Below are 15,552 nucleotides of genomic sequence, written 5' to 3'. Positions count from 1 at the left end.
GCGTTTTGCGTGCTGCCCGGAATCGCAGGTATGACGGTCACCTTGGTCAGCTTGGAATTCCTGGAAGACCAGCCCGGCCTGTTGGTGACGGGGGCGATCGCGTCGCTGATCTGCCTTGTGGCGCCGATCTGGGTCAATGCAGCCAATGACTACAAGATCCGTGCGCGATTGCTCGGGTCGCTCTTGCTGGTCATGCTGGTCGGCATGGCGGCCATGGGCAAGGCCTTGATATCGCCTGCCAATATCATGATGCTCCCGGGTATCATGACGTTTACGTTGGCCGTCGGGTGGCGGACCGGTCTTGCCTATTTGCTGGCGGCGTTGTCGATCTATGTGGGGTGTGTCGTCCAATCTCCCGAAACCGCCGGTTATTCGGTCACCAGCAGCAATGTGACCTTGCTCACGGCGTTGGGTGGGGCCGCCATTTTCATTTTCATCGGGGCGACGATTTTCCGACGTGAGATGGTCAACGCGGCCCATCGCCTTGAGACGGCCAGGAAGGCGGCCGAGATTTCAATGGCCCATTTCCGCGAACGGGCCGCGACGGATGCCCTGACCGGTGCCGCCAATCGCGCGGCAATTGACCAGATCCTGGCCGCGGAAACCGACCGCCATCGCGAAACCGGGATACCGTTCGCTGTTGTTGTCTTCGATCTCGATCATTTCAAGCGGGTCAATGACACATTCGGGCACCTCGCCGGCGACCGGGTCCTGATCGAAACCGTGCGGGTGGTAAAGCAGGCCTTACGGACGTCAGACATGCTCGGCCGTATCGGCGGTGAAGAGTTCGTCGTCGTCCTGCCTGGTGTGTCGGGGCAGCAGGCGCGGCTGATGGCGGAACGCATGCGCAAGATGATCGCCGCGATTTCTATACAAGTGGACGGGCGCGGTTCGGTCTCGCCGACAGCCAGTTTCGGCGTAACCGAGTGCGATGTGAATGCGAGCGCGACAGACCTCCTCGCGCGCGCCGACGAGTATCTTTACCGCGCCAAGCGCGGTGGGCGGAATCGTGTCGAACCCGAGCTCTGCTCGTCTGACAAGACAGTGTCGGCCAGCCGCGCCGGCTGATCGGCTCACCTGTCAGCGCTGCCGGATTGCCCACTTGCAGGCTTCAATGTATCCGCCCCCTCGACGCACCGAAGTGAATTCGCTAAACACATCGCCCGTCCCTTGGGACATGCGGGTATAGCACAATGGTAGTGCAGCAGCCTTCCAAGCTGAGGATGCCGGTTCGATCCCGACTACCCGCTCCATTTTCTTCTCATTGAAAACCTGAGCCTGACGTTTTCGTCGCCCTGTGTTGACGGTCTGCCCATCTGCAGCCGAAACACCCGATCCGCGCTTCGGACTTGCCTTCCACGGCGAGCGACGCTATCCCGCGCCGGTCTGACGGGTATGGCCTCGCCGTATCCAATGAAATCAATACATCCAAGTCTATAGCCCATCTTCTCGATCAAGATCGGCGTTCAAGAGGTAAGATCATGGCGAAGGAAAAGTTTGAGCGCACCAAGCCGCACGCGAACATCGGCACGATTGGTCACGTTGACCACGGCAAGACGACGCTGACGGCTGCGATCACGATGGTACTGGCGGAAGCGTCCGGCGGTACCGCGAAGGGTTATGACGAGATTGACAGTGCGCCTGAAGAGAAGGCACGCGGCATCACGATTTCGACGGCTCACGTTGAGTATGAGACGGCCAACCGTCACTACGCCCACGTTGATTGCCCGGGCCACGCTGACTATGTGAAGAACATGATCACGGGTGCGGCGCAGATGGACGGCGCGATCCTGGTTGTGAACGCCGCTGACGGCCCGATGCCGCAGACGCGCGAGCACATCCTGCTGGCCCGCCAGGTTGGCGTTCCGGCACTGGTGGTTTTCCTGAACAAGGTTGACCAGGTTGACGATGAAGAGCTGCTCGAGCTGGTCGAGATGGAAGTTCGCGAACTTCTGTCCTCCTACGAGTTCCCGGGCGACGATCTGCCGATCGTTGCGGGTTCGGCTCTGGCGGCTGTTGAGGGTCGTGACGATCATATCGGCAAGGACAAGATCCTTGAGCTGATGGCGGCTGTGGATGAGTACATCCCGACGCCTGAGCGTCCGATCGACCAGCCTTTCCTGATGCCGATCGAGGACGTGTTCTCGATCTCGGGCCGCGGCACGGTTGTGACCGGCCGTATCGAGCGCGGTGTCGTCAAGGTTGGTGAAGAAATCGAAATCGTCGGTGTCCGTGACACCACGAAGACGACCTGCACCGGCGTCGAGATGTTCCGCAAGCTGCTCGATCAGGGCCAGGCTGGCGACAATGTCGGCGTGCTGCTTCGCGGCGTGGACCGTGAAGGTGTCGAGCGTGGCCAGGTTCTGGCCAAGCCGGGCTCCATCACGCCGCACCACAAGTTCGTGGCTGAAGCCTACATCCTGACCAAGGAAGAAGGCGGCCGTCATACTCCGTTCTTCACCAATTACCGCCCGCAGTTCTACTTCCGCACCACCGACGTTACCGGTGTTGTGACGCTGAACGAAGGTACGGAAATGGTGATGCCGGGCGACAATATCGAAATGAATGTCGAGCTGATCGTGCCGATCGCCATGGAAGAGAAGCTCCGCTTCGCAATCCGTGAAGGTGGCCGCACCGTCGGCGCCGGCGTCGTCTCGAAGATTATTGAATAGTCTTTGAGACAAACCGGCCGGCCCAACCGTCAACCAGAACGGGCGGCGCCGGCGTCGTCTCGAAAATCATCGAGTAGTCGCACGCGACATCGACACGTGAATGCGGCGCGCTCCATCCGGGGCGCGCCGTTTTCTTTGCGACATCCCCGGGCGCGGCGCTGACCGCTCATCTGGACAGGGTGGGGTGGTCTGGATAGGTGTTTTCGGTCTGTTTGTTGCCGCTGGTGCCCGCCCATGTCCGAATCGCTCAACCTCCGTCTCAATCCGGCCCTGGACGCGGCCCATTGGGCGAGTCTCTACGCGCAAGAGAAGCTGGTCCAGATACCGGACGTATTCGAACCCGAACTGGCCGACCAGATCAGCGCCATCCTGCGTGATACGCTTAACTGGCGCATCGTCTTTCCCGAGCCGACTCCCGGCGGTGACGGCGAGATTGTCGTCCAGCTGACCCAGCAGGATGTGCAGCGCATGGGCCGTGACGCGATCTCGGCCCAGATCGGGGCTGTGATGCAGCGGGCCCAGAAGAATTACGGCTATCTCTACGACGCCTATCCGATGATCCAGGCCTACACTTCGCATTGGGATCCGGGGCATCCTGTCCACCGCATCACCGAGTTCTTGAACTCTCCCGAATTCCTGCAGTTCGGCCGGACCGTCACTGGTGCACCTGTGGTTACCAAGGCAGACGCCCAGGCGACCCGCTATGCCCGGGGGCATTTCCTGACCCGCCATGTTGATGAAGGTCACGACCAGGAACGCGTCGCCGCCTACACGCTCGGTTTCACCCGCAACTGGCAGACCGACTGGGGGGGCTTGCTGATGCTGGTCGAAGACGGGCTGGACGTGTCGCGGGCCTTCCTGCCACGCTTCAACATGTTGTCGATCTTCGATGGCCGCCGCATGCATGCGGTCAGTCCCGTGTCGCCCTTTGCCGGCGAAGGGCGCTACCAGATCACAGGCTGGTTCCGCAATGATGCGCCTGCAGGAGCTGCGGGATGACCCTGGACCCACGCCTGGCCCAGGCGCGAGACCTGCGCCTTCAGGATGCATTCGATCAAGCCCGAGCGCTCTGCCATACGGTTCTGGAGACGCGCCCGGATGACGCTGAAGCGATGGGTCTTTTGGGGATATGTGACATCGAATGCGGCAATGTAGCGGGCGGTCGGGCCTGGCTCGACCGGGCGGAGGCCGCGGATGCCGACAATGCATCGGTCCACCTCTACCGGTCGATCCAGCTGGAAGCCGAAGGCAATGCGGCGGCGGCACTGGATGCTGCGCGTCGCGCCAGTGAGTGCGACACAGGTCGTTTTGATATCTGGGGCCGCCTGGGCGACCTCGCCGGAATTGGCGGCAATCTGCCCTTGGCGGCGTCCTGTTTCAGCAAGGCGCTGAAGGCCGAGGGCAAACACCCCGCCCGTGCCAGCGTGGCGATCCGTCTGGCCGGGCTGGAAATGCAACTTGGTCGCGCTGACGACGCCGAGGCCGCACTGGATATCGCGCAAGCGGCGCTGGGGGGAGGGATGCCGCCTGAGGGCTATGCGATCAAGGCTGCTATCGCGCGAAATCGCGCCGATTGGAGTCTCCTTCGCGAGGTTGCCCAGGCGTGGCTGGATGTTGTCCCGAACGACAATGACGCGCGCGGCGCCCTGGCCCAGGCGCTGTCCCAACTGGGTTATTATCGTCGTGCGATCGAGATTTTCCGGCCGGTTGTGGCGGAGCGCGGGCGCGACCCGGGCTCCCTGGCGGCGCTGGGGCGTTTGTATCTTGGCGCTCGTGACACCGAGACCGCGCGACAGACCTTTGAAGCGGCACTGGAAATCGACCCGAATTCGGCAGACGCCCTGTTCGGGCTGGCCCGGATTGGCAATTTCGCCGGTCGTGTCGAGGAAGTGGAGACCTATTGCCGTCGAATCCTCGCGGCCCATCCCGATCATCTCGACGCCTGCGCTTTCCTCGCCGAGACGACCGGCGGCCGGATCGAGGATAGCGAGCTGGCTGTGCTTGAAACCGCGCGCGACGCCACCGATCTGCCGGCAGATCGGCAGTCGGTCTCATTATTCGCGCTGGGTGATACCTATCATCGCCGCAAGCGTCGCGCTGACGCCTTCGCGACCTGGGAACGGGCCAATAAGGTGAAGTGGCTGCAGCATAATGGCAAGCTGGAGTCGGGCTATGACCGGGACGCCCAGCACCAGCGGGTCGACCGTCTGATGGGCCAGTTCGACGGGCGCGAACCGGCCGGCATTCCCGTGTCCGGGCCGGTCCCCATCTTCATTGTCGGCATGCCGCGCTCGGGCACGACGCTGTTGGAGGCCGCGGTGTCAGCCCATGCCGATATCGAGCCCTCCGGCGAGCTTCCGGCGCTGCCCTATATTTTCGAGCAGTTCGAGCGCTGGGCCGCCGCCAATGGCTGGCGCGGTGGGCCGATACCCGAGGGAGTGCTGGCCGAGTGGCGGGAAATCTATTTCCGCCAGCTGCGTGAATACGGGCTCGATGGTGCCAAATGGGTGACCGACAAGCAGCCCAGCAATTTCCAGGCGGTTGGTCTTATCCGCCAACTCTTCCCGCAATCGCCGGTCATCCATATCCGTCGCCGACCGCTGGAAACGGCCTTTTCCATTTTCCGGCGCAACTTTACCCGGCAGTGGCCCTTCGCCCATTCACTCGACGACATCCGACACTATTATGCCGAGCAGGCGCGCCTGTGCGATTACTGGCAGCGGACCTATCCGCAAACGGTGACGCCGGTTCAGTACGAGACACTGGTTGTCGAGTTCGAGGCGACCTTGCGGTCCCTGTTCGATCGCATGGGGCTTTCTTGGGATGACAACTGCCTGGAGTTCTACAAGCTGGAACGCCAGATCATGACTTTCAGCGCCATGCAGGTCCGCCGTCCCCCGTCCGCGGACCATCTGGACTCCACAACACCCTATCTGGAGTGGCTTGGCGATTTTGATGAGGCTATCGGCGCTTGTGGTGTCGATGCCAAGACCGGTGAGTGGCTGGGCACCGATAATGCCGGGGATGGCGCGGCTCCTGACGTGAAGACAGCAGCGCCTGAAACCGCCCGGGTGCCTGTCGCCAGCGGTGGATTCTGGCAACGCCTGTTTGGTGGTGGCGGAAAGTCCCGCTCATGATGGAGACGCTGCAGCGCGCCGCGGGCCTGCTGCAGGCCGGACGTTTTGGCGAGGCGCTCACGCTCCTCGACGGGGTCCTCAATACGCAGCCTGACCAGCCCGATGCCCTGATGCTTCGGGCCATGGCCCGAAGCCGGACCGGAGATGACAGCGGCGCGGTCAGCGATTTCCTGGCGGCAGGTCTTTGTCACCCCCAGCCGCATGCGGTCCACAATAATCTCGGCAACCATCATCAGCGAGCCGGTCGGCTGGACGCTGCGGTGGCGGCGTATCGTGAGGCTTTGCGATTGGCACCAGGGTTTGCCGATGCCCGCATGAATCTGGCGATTACCCTGTCTCAAGGTGAGGATTTCGAGGCCGCGCGGACGGCGATCAATGCGGTTCTCGATCAGGCTCCCAATCACGCGTTGCTGCTCAACGCACTTGGCAATGTCGAGCGGCGCGCCGGGAATCCGGATGCAGCGAGGCGTGCCTATGACGGCGCGATCGCGGCTGATCCGCAAGCGGTGCAGCCGCGCATCAATCGCGGCGCATTGCGGCGTGAAACGGGGGAGATCGAGGCGTCCTGTGCGGATTTGCGTGACGCTTGTGGCATGGCACCAGGTCTGGCCGAGGCCCATGCCCAGCTGGCACACAGCCTTCGCACCAGTCTCGATATCACCGGGGCCGAGCAGGCCTATCGGCAGGCCCTGGCGCTGGCCCCTGATGACCCGGGATATCACGCTGACCTGGCCGGCCTTTTGGCGGAGGCAGGGCAGGGCGACAAGGCTCTGACCACCTTGCAGGGACGAATCGCGGTGAGCGGCGATCCGCGCCTCTATGAAGTCCTGGCCCGGCTGCAGATGCGCTCAGGGCGGCCGGAAGCGGCACGGGCGGCGGCGGATGCGGCACTGGCCCGTGACGCCAGCGCGGTGAAGGCGGCCATGGTCCGCAGCGAGTTGGGGCTTCGTTGTGGCGATTTGCGAGGTGCGCTGGAGGATGCCCGGTTGGCGTTTGATGCCAGCGGAGGTGAGGACTGGGGCGCCCGCCATGTCCTTGCTGAAGCCCTTCTTGTAAACGCGGATTGGGAAGGCGCGACCGATGTACTGGTTGGCGATCCGCCGGCCGCTCACCTGCAAAAACACCTGGCCCTGCAGTCGGTGGCCTGGCGTCAGACGGGCAATCCTCGCTACGCCGCCCTTTGCGATTATGACCGGTTCGCTCGCAAGATGTGGATTGAGACGCCGCCCGGATATGAGTCTCTGGCTGCCTTCAACGCGGCGCTGTCCGACCGGATCGAGCGACTGCATGCCGATGGCGCAGCGCCTCTCGAGCAGACCCTGTTTGGCGGGACCCAGTCCGCGGGGCGGTTGTGGAACAATGATGACCCGGTGATTCGGGCCCTCGCGACGGCGCTGGAGGGTCTGGCGGCCCGATATCTGGCAGAACTGCCTGTGGATCCGTCTCACCCTTTCCTGGCGCGAAATACCGGCCGTTCCAGATTGGCCGGGGCCTGGTCGGTTCGCCTGAGGTCCGGGGGCGGTCATGTCGACCATGTCCATCCGGCGGGGTGGGTCAGTGCCAGTTACTATGTCAGTGTTCCGGCATCCGTGATGGCCGGCGAGCGGGCCGGCTGGCTGCGCATCGGGGCTCCGGGCCTTCCTGGGCTGGACCTCCCAGTCGAACGATATATTCAGCCAGAACCTGGCTGCGCCATTGTCTTCCCGTCTTATTTTTGGCACGGCGTCGAGCCATTTGAGAGTGACGAGGTTCGGGTGACCGCACCGTTCGATCTGCTCCCGGTCTGACCCTGCCGTTCAATTCACGCACGGCTGGTTCGGCTCTGCCACCGGATAGCGGTATTCGTCTGCGGCAAACCTGCAACAGTGTATCGCAAACACCGTTTGTGACGGTGAGATGTCATTGACCCCCCCGAAATCGCAGACGTACCTTGCAAATATGGAAAGCTTTCGGGCGATCCGATCTGAGGGGGGGCTCGCCAGCTCATTGAGGCGGGGGGGCCGTTCCGTTCCGTATACCTTACTCGGAGGGATTAAGAGTGAGATCCAAGTCCTTGAAGACTTGCCTGATGGCAAGCACGCTTATCAGCGGTATGGCCTTTGCGGCTCCTGCTGTGGCGCAAGACGATGACGTCGTCGTCGTAACCGGTTCGCGCATCCAGCGCACCGATACGGTGGCGCCGAGCCCGATCACGAACGTGTCTGCTGAGCAGCTCGCGGTTGTGAACACGGTCAACACCGAAGACTTCATCAACACGCTGCCGCAAGTTGTTCCGGCGTTCGACTCGACCTCGAACAACCCGGGTAACGGTACGGCAACGGTCAGCCTTCGTGGCCTCGGCACGACTCGTACGCTCGTCCTCGTTGACGGCATGCGCTTCGTCGGCTCTGGTCCGGCTCAGGTCGTCGACCTCAACAGCATCCCGTCCGCGCTTGTCGAGTCTATCGACATCGTCACCGGTGGTGCATCGGCCGTTTACGGTTCGGACGCTGTTGCCGGCGTCGTCAACTTCATGATGAAGGACGACTTCGAAGGCGTCGAGATCAACGCGTCGCACGAGACCACCCTGGGTGACCTCGACGGCGAGATCACGACCCTGTCCATCACGATGGGCGGCAATTTCGACGATGGTCGCGGTAACGCTGTCATCTCGATGGGTTACACCGACCGTCAGGCCGTCTTCCAGGGCGACCGTGACTTCTCGTCCCTGAGCAACTGGGATCCGGGCCCCGGCAATGCCGCCAACGGCTTCATCTCCGGTGGTTCCTCGAACATCCCGGGCACCCGCTTCCGCGGTGCGACGTCGTCGAACTTCGGTGCCTATGGCGCTGGTCTCGTCGCCGCCGATCCTAGCTGTGCAAGCAACATCTGCTCCGGTTTCTTCAACACCGGCAGCAGCATCAACCCGATGCGCTTTGGTTCGCCGAACGACACGTATAACTACGCGCCGTCGAACTACCTGCAGCTCCCGCAAGAGCGTTACAACATCGCGGCTTTCGCCACGTATGATGTCAACGAGCACCTCGAGCTGTACGGTCGCGGCATCTACGCGAACAACGTGGTCGACTCCCAGCTGGCTCCGACGCCGGCCGGTGTGACCCTGAACGTCAACCTGGACAACCCGACGCTCCCGGCTGACCTTCTGGCTCTGTTCACCAACGATCCGGCTTCCAACAATGGCGACGGCACGGCCACGATCCGTACCTCCCGTCGTTACCAGGAAATCGGCACGCGTAACTCGCTCCGCGACACGAGCTCTTTCCAGCTCGTCTTCGGTGCCCGTGGTGACATCAACGAAAACTGGTCGTACGACGTGTTCGCGAACTTCTCGCGTTCGTCGATCTCGCAGATCCAGACTGGTAACATCTCCGTTTCCGCCCTGCAGGCCGGTGTGCTCTGCGACGGTGGCCCGACGGCGATCGCCAGCGGTTGCTCGGCGCCTTACGTTGATATCTTCAACGGCCCGAACTCCATGTCTGCAGCCGGCGCGGAGTCGATCTCTCGTACCGGTGCTCAGATCGACAATGTCGAGATGTTCCAGACGGTTGCTACGGTGAGCGGCGAACTGCCTGCTTTCCAGCTGCCGACGGCAGAATATGCTCCGGCTCTGGTGATGGGTGTCGAGTATCGTGAAGCTTCCGCTGAATCGATCCCTGACTCCGTGCTTGGCCCGGACGTTCGTGGCTTCAACTCCTCCCTGCCTGTTTCGGGTGTGGTTGACGTCTACGAGTTCTTCGCAGAAGCCGAAATTCCGCTCATCACCGGCAAGGCGATGGTGGAATCTCTCAGCGCGAACCTCGCCTTCCGTACGTCTGAGTACAACACGGTCGGCAACACCGAGACCTTCGCTGTTGGTCTTGGCTGGCAGATCAACGATCAGATCCGTCTGCGTGGTAACTTCAACCGCGCTGTTCGTGCTCCGAACGTCAACGATCTGTTCGCACCGTTCACCAACGGCTTCCCGGGCGCAGGCGATCCTTGCTCCGGCGGCGCCAATGGTAGCTACTCGGCCGCCACGATCGATGCCACCTGTCTTGCCGCCGGCGTGCCGGCTGGCCAGCTGGGCGCTCCGTTCCAGGGCAATGCCCAGATGGAAGCCCTGTTCGGTGGTAACACCGGTCTCGGTGCCGAAACGGCTGACACCTACACCATCGGTGCGGTGTTCGAGCCGGCGATGATCGAAGGTCTGACCATCCAGCTCGATTACTACAACATCGAGATCCAGGATGCGATTTCCACGGTTCCGCTTCAGACGCTGCTGAACGAATGTCACCTGACCGGCATTCAGGCATCGTGTGACACGCTGTATCCGGCTGGCGCGGCAACCCCGTCGCGTAACCCGGCTACGGGTGAAATGGGCGCCAACGGCTTCCTGCCGAACCTGTCGCCGATCAACGTGGCAACCCTGACGGCTGTCGGTGTTGACCTCCGCGTCGATTACGGTTTCTCCGCTGACATCATCGGTCTGCCGGGCGACATGGCCATCACCTACTACGGTGGTTTTGTCTCTGAAGCTGACTTCACGACGTCGGCTTCGTCGCCGGTCATCGAATGTGCGGGCCTTTATGGTCTGGACTGTGGTGAGCCGACGCCGGAGTACAAGCACTCCATGCAGACGTCTTGGTACACGGGGCCGTTCACGACCTCGCTGCGCTGGCGTCACATTGGTGCGCTCGATGCGGACCCGACCACGGCTGCGACCGTTTCGGACCTGTCCGACGACATCACCGCGAAGAACTACTTCGACATCACGTTCAACTATGACGTGAACGAAGCCTTCACGGCGACGATCGGTGTGACCAACTTCACCGACACGGCCGTTCCGGAACTCGGTTCGACCGCTTCGGAGCAGGCCAACACCTGGCCGGCAACGTACGACACGCTCGGCCGTCGCCTCTTCGTGGGTGGTCGCCTGCGCTTCTAAGCCTCTGGCTTGATCGCAATTGAGAAGGGCGGGTCTTCGGACCCGCCCTTTTTCTTTGGAATGAGCATTGATCGACGGGCCATGGAATTTCAGTCGAATGACACAAAACGGCTTGCGACTGGGTGACATCACCGCAAAATGCCATGATGACGAGGCAAGCAAATACCGAACGTGATGCTGTCGCTTGGGCGCAGTTCTGGGAGGACGAGGGCAGCGACGCCCATGTCGTCAATTCCGAGGCGGACGCGCAGGCGCTTCGCGCTGTATGGCGTCCCTTCCTTGAAGGCGGCCTGTCGAGCGGCGGCCGCTGTCGCATCCTCGATGTGGCGTGTGGGAATGCAGTTGTTGCAGAGCAGGCTGTCTCGATTGCCGCTGAACATGGGGGCGCTCAGCACGCAATCTGTTGCGACTATTCGGAGGCTGCCGTCCGAGCTGCAGTCAGGCGATTGGACGGCGCTTCGGTGAGTGGAATCGTCGCTGACGCTGCGAGGCTGCCAGTTCCCGATCAGTCCCTGGATATCGTCGTCAGCCAGTATGGTGTCGAATATGCCGGTGCCACGGCATTCGCGGAACTGGCGCGTGTAGTGGCACCTGGCGGCGCTGTACAAGCTATTGTTCACCGGGTGGGGGGCGTCATCGACAGGCGCTGCCAGGATGACGAGGCCCTGTTGCTCGCGACGCTTGATTCCGGCGTGTTCAAGTCATTCATGACGCTGTTGAAGATCAGACACAAGGCGGCACAAGCCGGATTGGAGCCGGCCGCCGCCAAGCCTGCCAGCGCCCGCTTTGCCCGCTCGGTTGAACGGGTAGAAACGGCTCGGGATGCGGCGGGTTTGGGTGCTGCCCGCTCGCATGTCGCCCGCTTGTTGACGGACCTTGGCCGCGTGGCAACAAATCCTTTGGCCTATCGGCTCGATGAAATGGAGCAGTGGGTTGAAGGGCAGCGCCATGCCCTGCGCGGATTTGCCAATCGCATGCAGTCGATGAGCCGTGCAGCCCGGGACGAGGGCCAGGTCGCCATCCTGGCAGATTTTTTCCGTGAGGGTGGTCTGAGCGGGGTTTCGGTCGCGTCATTTGACCCGGCTCACCATCGTTTGAGTGCCGGTTGGATTCTGCGGGGCCACCGTTAATCCGGCCTTTGGGCCAGGGTGAGCGGCACAAATCTGCGTTTAGCCTGTTTTCTTATCACGCTGCCCATTGTAGACACCTGCGCTCTGGATATGACGGCGCGTTGTCCGTTGTGATATCCCGCGCGTGGTCCTAGGGGTGTAGCTCAGTTGGTAGAGCATCGGTCTCCAAAACCGAGGGTCGGGGGTTCGAGTCCCTCCGCCCCTGCCAGGCCATAAGGAATTTCAGGTGGATGTGCATCGTGCCAGCCACCTCTTGAATAGAGGGCCCATGCGGGCCAGATGGACTTGAATGACGCGGAACGCGAAGAATACGACGCCTTCGACGGCCAAGGCTGATACGGCTGCACCCAAGAAAAAGGGTGTCGGTCCGTTCAAATACCTGTCGCAGGTACGCCAGGAAGCACGCAAGGTGACGTGGACGACGCGTCAGGAGACCCTGGTCTCCACCGTTCTTGTGCTGATCCTGAGCGTGATCGCCATGCTGTTCTTCTGGGGGGTCGATTCTCTCATCAGCTGGACCATCCAAACCATTCTGTCCCTGGGCTAAGGAGCGGCTGTATGTCTGCCAAGTGGTATATCGTGCATGCCTATTCGAACTTCGAGAAGAAGGTCGCCGACGCGATCCGTATCGAAGCATCGATCAAGGGCCTTGAGGACAAGTTCGAGGAAATCCTCGTTCCGACCGAAGACGTCGTGGAAGTTCGCAAGGGTCGAAAGATCAATGCCGAGCGCAAGTATTTCCCGGGCTATGTCCTGGTGAAGATGGACATGACCGACCAAGCCTACCACCTCGTCACCTCGACCCCGAAAGTCACCGGCTTTCTCGGTTCGGGGAAGAAGCCGATTCCGGTTTCCGAGAACGAGGTCAAGCGGATCCTCGGCCAGATGGAAGAGGATGCGGAGCGCCCGCGTCCGACCGTCAGCTACGAGATCGGCGAAACCGTCAATGTCATCGACGGCCACTTCCAGAGCTTCAACGGTGTTGTCGAGGAAGTGGACGACGAAAATGGCCGCCTGAAGGTTGCCATCAATATTTTCGGCCGGGCGACCCCGGTCGAGCTCGAATACGCTCAGGTAGAGAAGATCGCCTAGCGTTTATCTTGCGGGAGGTGCCGGCGCCAAGTCCATGCCGGGCCGTACCGCAAACCCCTGAAGGCGCGAGTGGCGCGCCTTTCTAACGGAGTGGGAACATGGCGAAGAAAATTGCCGGTTATATCAAGCTGCAAGTGCCTGCGGGCGCAGCTAACCCGTCCCCGCCGATCGGCCCGGCCCTGGGTCAGCGCGGCGTGAACATCATGGAATTCTGCAAGGCCTTCAACGCGAAGACCCAGGAGATGGAAAAAGGGATGCCGATCCCGACGACCATCACGGTCTTCTCGGACAAATCCTTCACCTTTGCCATCGCGACGCCGCCGGCCAGCTTCTTCCTGAAGAAGGCTGCGAAGATCGCGAAGGGCTCCAGCACGCCGAGCCAGACGACGGCCGGAACTGTCTCGATGGCCCAGTGCCGCGAGATTGCTGAAGCAAAGTTCAACGACCTCAATGCGAACGACCTCGACCAGGCGACCAAGATCATCGCCGGTTCCGCGCGTTCCATGGGCCTGCAGGTGACGGAGTAAGATCATGGCGAATATCGGAAAACGCCTCTCGGCGGCTCGCGAGACCTTTGATCGCGACACGCTGTACACGATCGACGACGCCGTCGCTCATGTGAAATCCAATGCCAAGGCCAAGTTCGATGAGACCATCGAGCTTGCCATCAATCTGGGTGTCGACCCGCGCCACGCTGACCAGATGGTCCGTGGTGTCTGCAACCTCCCGAATGGCACCGGCCGTTCGGTCCGCGTTGCTGTCTTCGCCAAGGGCCCGAAGGCTGAAGAAGCCACCAAGGCCGGCGCCGACGTTGTCGGTGCGGAAGACCTGATGGAGCAGATCCAGGGCGGCAACATCAATTTCGACAAGGTCATCGCGACCCCGGACATGATGCCGCTGGTCGGTCGTCTCGGTAAGGTGCTCGGCCCGCGCGGCATGATGCCGAACCCGAAAGTCGGCACGGTCACGATGGGCGTCACCAAGGCGGTGAATGATTCCAAGGGCGGTGCTGTCGAGTTCCGTGTCGAAAAAGCCGGCATCATCCACGCCGGTGTCGGCAAGGCCAGCTTCACCGAAGCAGCCCTGGCTGAAAACGTTCGCGCGCTTGTCGATGCGATCGTCAAGGCCAAGCCGTCAGGCGCCAAGGGTCTGTATGTACGCCGGATTGCCCTGTCTTCGACGATGGGCCCCGGTGTCAAAATCGATACGTCTGCCGCCGTTTCGGCGTAAAAGACTTGAGTTTCAGCCCGGACCGGATTATCCGGCCGGGCTGATCCGGTCTGATTCACGCGTTTTGTGGGTCCGGCCGACCTGTCCGAGATCACAGGGGGTGGCCCGCAAGGCGTCACCTTAATCCAATCTGGGCCCTGCGTGAGACAGAGCGAGATCGATCTGGCCTTGTTTGAGGTCTGTCGGTTCAAGCCCTGGGACAGGACGCGTCATGATGGCGTCCAACCCGAAAGGGGAAGGTGTCGTGATGGCGTTTTCACCGAGCCATCCACGGTGGATGGCTCAAACAGGGAGTCCGCAAAATGGATCGCATTCAAAAAGAAGCGTCCGTTGAAGAGCTGAATGGCATCTTCTCGGAAGCTGGATCCGTGGTCATGGCCCACTACAATGGCATGACTGTTGCGGAAATGACGGAACTGCGCGCCAAGCTCCGCGAGCTGGGTGGCACGTTCAAGGTGGTGCGTAACCGCCTCGCCAAAATCGCACTGCAAGGCAAGCCGGGTGAGGGCGCTGCCGACCTGTTCACAGGTCCGGTCGCAATCGCTTACTCGGAAGACTTTGTGGCCGCGCCGAAGGTGCTGGTCGAGTACGCCAAAAGCAACGACAAGCTCGTCATTCTCGGCGGCTTCATGGAAGAAGACGTGTTCGACGCCGCCGGCATCGACGCTCTCTCCAAGATGCCGTCCCGTGAAGAGCTTATTGCCACCATCTCTGCCCGCCTCATGGGGCAGGCTTCGCAGGTGGCCCAGCGCCTCATGGCTCCGGCTCAAGGTCTTGCGGGGGCGATCGACGTCATCCGCGAGAAGGCCGACGCCTGATCCCGTCATTCTCCGCTTTCGAACTGACACATTGAACACCGACAAGGAATTGAACAAATGGCTGATGTAGCTAAACTCTGCGACGAACTTCTCGCCCTCACCATCCTTGAAGCCAAGGAACTGAACGATCTTCTGGAAGAAAAAGGCATCAAGGCTGCTGCAGCCGTTGCCGTTGCTGGCCCGGCCGGCGGTGGCGATGCTCCGGCTGCTGAAGAGAAAGACGAGTTTGACGTCGTTCTCACCGGCGCTGGTGACAAGAAGATCAACGTCATCAAGGAAGTCCGTGCCATCACCGGTCTTGGCCTGAAAGAAGCCAAGGACCTGGTCGAAGGTGCGCCGAAGGCCGTCAAGGAAGCTGCTTCGAAGACCGAAGCAGAAGAAATCAAGGCCAAGCTGGAAGCCGCAGGCGCCAGCGTTGAGCTGAAATAGTCTCGCTTCGGCGTGACTTGAAGCGGTGCTACGGGCGCGCGGGGTGATCCTGCGCGTCCGTTAGCCCGTCTTTGGAATACCCGATCCCGCCGCTGTCGTTCCAGGCGGGATTGTCGAACG

Annotated in this window: 13 protein-coding genes and 2 tRNA genes; all 15 read left to right on the top strand. The window is 61.6% G+C overall.

All coding sequences use genetic code 11. The annotated features are described in order from the left end of the window. The first annotated feature begins 30 nt into the window (after nt 1-30). The 15 genes from MMAR10_RS09410 (at nt 31) to rplL (ending at nt 15,432) form a co-directional block, all read left to right on the top strand. On the top strand, nt 31-1,068 hold the full coding sequence (locus tag MMAR10_RS09410; protein WP_049755704.1) for a GGDEF domain-containing protein: 1,038 nt from the start codon (nt 31-33) through the stop codon (nt 1,066-1,068). Nucleotides 1,069-1,179: 111 nt separating this feature from the next. Next, nucleotides 1,180-1,253, top strand: a tRNA-Gly gene (locus tag MMAR10_RS09405). A gap of 228 nt (nt 1,254-1,481) precedes the next feature. Then, nucleotides 1,482-2,672 (top strand): elongation factor Tu, encoded by a 1,191-nt coding sequence (gene tuf / locus MMAR10_RS09400; protein WP_011643735.1) that lies wholly within the window; start codon nt 1,482-1,484, stop codon nt 2,670-2,672. 234 nt (nt 2,673-2,906) lie between these two features. Next, nucleotides 2,907-3,671 (top strand): 2OG-Fe(II) oxygenase, encoded by a 765-nt coding sequence (locus MMAR10_RS09395; protein WP_011643751.1) that lies wholly within the window; start codon nt 2,907-2,909, stop codon nt 3,669-3,671. Beyond that, a complete protein-coding gene (locus tag MMAR10_RS09390) occupies nt 3,668-5,809 on the top strand; it encodes a tetratricopeptide repeat-containing sulfotransferase family protein (RefSeq protein WP_011643750.1) in 2,142 nt (713 codons plus the stop codon). The genes MMAR10_RS09395 and MMAR10_RS09390 overlap by 4 nt, the downstream gene beginning before the upstream one ends. After that, nucleotides 5,806-7,596 carry a tetratricopeptide repeat protein gene (locus tag MMAR10_RS09385; protein WP_011643749.1) on the top strand — a complete coding sequence of 597 codons (1,791 nt, stop codon included), beginning with the start codon at nt 5,806-5,808 and terminating at the stop codon, nt 7,594-7,596. Before MMAR10_RS09390 ends, MMAR10_RS09385 begins: the two co-directional genes overlap by 4 nt. A gap of 281 nt (nt 7,597-7,877) precedes the next feature. Next, entirely contained in the window at nt 7,878-10,733 is a 2,856-nt protein-coding gene (locus MMAR10_RS09380) for a TonB-dependent receptor domain-containing protein (protein ID WP_041636901.1), read from the top strand. Between the two features lie 143 nt (nt 10,734-10,876). Continuing rightward, on the top strand, nt 10,877-11,863 hold the full coding sequence (locus MMAR10_RS09375) for a class I SAM-dependent methyltransferase (RefSeq protein WP_011643747.1): 987 nt from the start codon (nt 10,877-10,879) through the stop codon (nt 11,861-11,863). A 132-nt stretch (nt 11,864-11,995) separates the two neighbouring features. Beyond that, nucleotides 11,996-12,071: transfer RNA gene (locus MMAR10_RS09370), tRNA-Trp, on the top strand. 81 nt (nt 12,072-12,152) lie between these two features. After that, a complete protein-coding gene (secE, locus tag MMAR10_RS09365; RefSeq protein ID WP_011643746.1) occupies nt 12,153-12,410 on the top strand; it encodes a preprotein translocase subunit SecE in 258 nt (85 codons plus the stop codon). Nucleotides 12,411-12,421: 11 nt separating this feature from the next. Beyond that, nucleotides 12,422-12,955 (top strand): transcription termination/antitermination protein NusG, encoded by a 534-nt coding sequence (gene nusG / locus MMAR10_RS09360; protein WP_011643745.1) that lies wholly within the window; start codon nt 12,422-12,424, stop codon nt 12,953-12,955. A 98-nt stretch (nt 12,956-13,053) separates the two neighbouring features. Then, nucleotides 13,054-13,482 (top strand): 50S ribosomal protein L11, encoded by a 429-nt coding sequence (rplK, locus tag MMAR10_RS09355; protein WP_011643744.1) that lies wholly within the window; start codon nt 13,054-13,056, stop codon nt 13,480-13,482. Between the two features lie 4 nt (nt 13,483-13,486). Continuing rightward, nucleotides 13,487-14,185 carry a 50S ribosomal protein L1 gene (gene rplA, locus MMAR10_RS09350; RefSeq protein ID WP_011643743.1) on the top strand — a complete coding sequence of 233 codons (699 nt, stop codon included), beginning with the start codon at nt 13,487-13,489 and terminating at the stop codon, nt 14,183-14,185. Nucleotides 14,186-14,487: 302 nt separating this feature from the next. Continuing rightward, the gene (gene rplJ / locus MMAR10_RS09345; RefSeq protein ID WP_011643742.1) at nt 14,488-15,003 is read left to right on the top strand and encodes a 50S ribosomal protein L10; all 516 of its coding nucleotides are present in this window, start codon (nt 14,488-14,490) and stop codon (nt 15,001-15,003) included. A gap of 57 nt (nt 15,004-15,060) precedes the next feature. Further along, nucleotides 15,061-15,432 carry a 50S ribosomal protein L7/L12 gene (gene rplL, locus MMAR10_RS09340; protein WP_011643741.1) on the top strand — a complete coding sequence of 124 codons (372 nt, stop codon included), beginning with the start codon at nt 15,061-15,063 and terminating at the stop codon, nt 15,430-15,432. Nucleotides 15,433-15,552 lie beyond the last annotated feature (120 nt).

The organism is Maricaulis maris MCS10, from assembly GCF_000014745.1.
Classification (GTDB): domain Bacteria; phylum Pseudomonadota; class Alphaproteobacteria; order Caulobacterales; family Maricaulaceae; genus Maricaulis; species Maricaulis maris_A.
This window is presented reverse-complemented; position numbering and strand designations above follow the sequence as displayed.

Bases quoted from the DNA above. Each gene is read 5' to 3' on its own strand.
- MMAR10_RS09410 (WP_049755704.1), top strand. From the start codon at position 31: ATGACGGTCACCTTGGTCAGCTTGGAATTCCTGGAAGACCAGCCCGGC.
- MMAR10_RS09380 (WP_041636901.1), top strand. From the start codon at position 7,878: ATGGCAAGCACGCTTATCAGCGGTATGGCCTTTGCGGCTCCTGCTGTG.
- MMAR10_RS09375 (WP_011643747.1), top strand. From the start codon at position 10,877: ATGATGACGAGGCAAGCAAATACCGAACGTGATGCTGTCGCTTGGGCG.
- rplL (WP_011643741.1), top strand. From the start codon at position 15,061: ATGGCTGATGTAGCTAAACTCTGCGACGAACTTCTCGCCCTCACCATC.
- nusG (WP_011643745.1), top strand. From the start codon at position 12,422: ATGTCTGCCAAGTGGTATATCGTGCATGCCTATTCGAACTTCGAGAAG.
- tuf (WP_011643735.1), top strand. From the start codon at position 1,482: ATGGCGAAGGAAAAGTTTGAGCGCACCAAGCCGCACGCGAACATCGGC.
- rplA (WP_011643743.1), top strand. From the start codon at position 13,487: ATGGCGAATATCGGAAAACGCCTCTCGGCGGCTCGCGAGACCTTTGAT.
- rplJ (WP_011643742.1), top strand. From the start codon at position 14,488: ATGGATCGCATTCAAAAAGAAGCGTCCGTTGAAGAGCTGAATGGCATC.
- secE (WP_011643746.1), top strand. From the start codon at position 12,153: ATGACGCGGAACGCGAAGAATACGACGCCTTCGACGGCCAAGGCTGAT.
- rplK (WP_011643744.1), top strand. From the start codon at position 13,054: ATGGCGAAGAAAATTGCCGGTTATATCAAGCTGCAAGTGCCTGCGGGC.
- MMAR10_RS09385 (WP_011643749.1), top strand. From the start codon at position 5,806: ATGATGGAGACGCTGCAGCGCGCCGCGGGCCTGCTGCAGGCCGGACGT.
- MMAR10_RS09395 (WP_011643751.1), top strand. From the start codon at position 2,907: ATGTCCGAATCGCTCAACCTCCGTCTCAATCCGGCCCTGGACGCGGCC.
- MMAR10_RS09390 (WP_011643750.1), top strand. From the start codon at position 3,668: ATGACCCTGGACCCACGCCTGGCCCAGGCGCGAGACCTGCGCCTTCAG.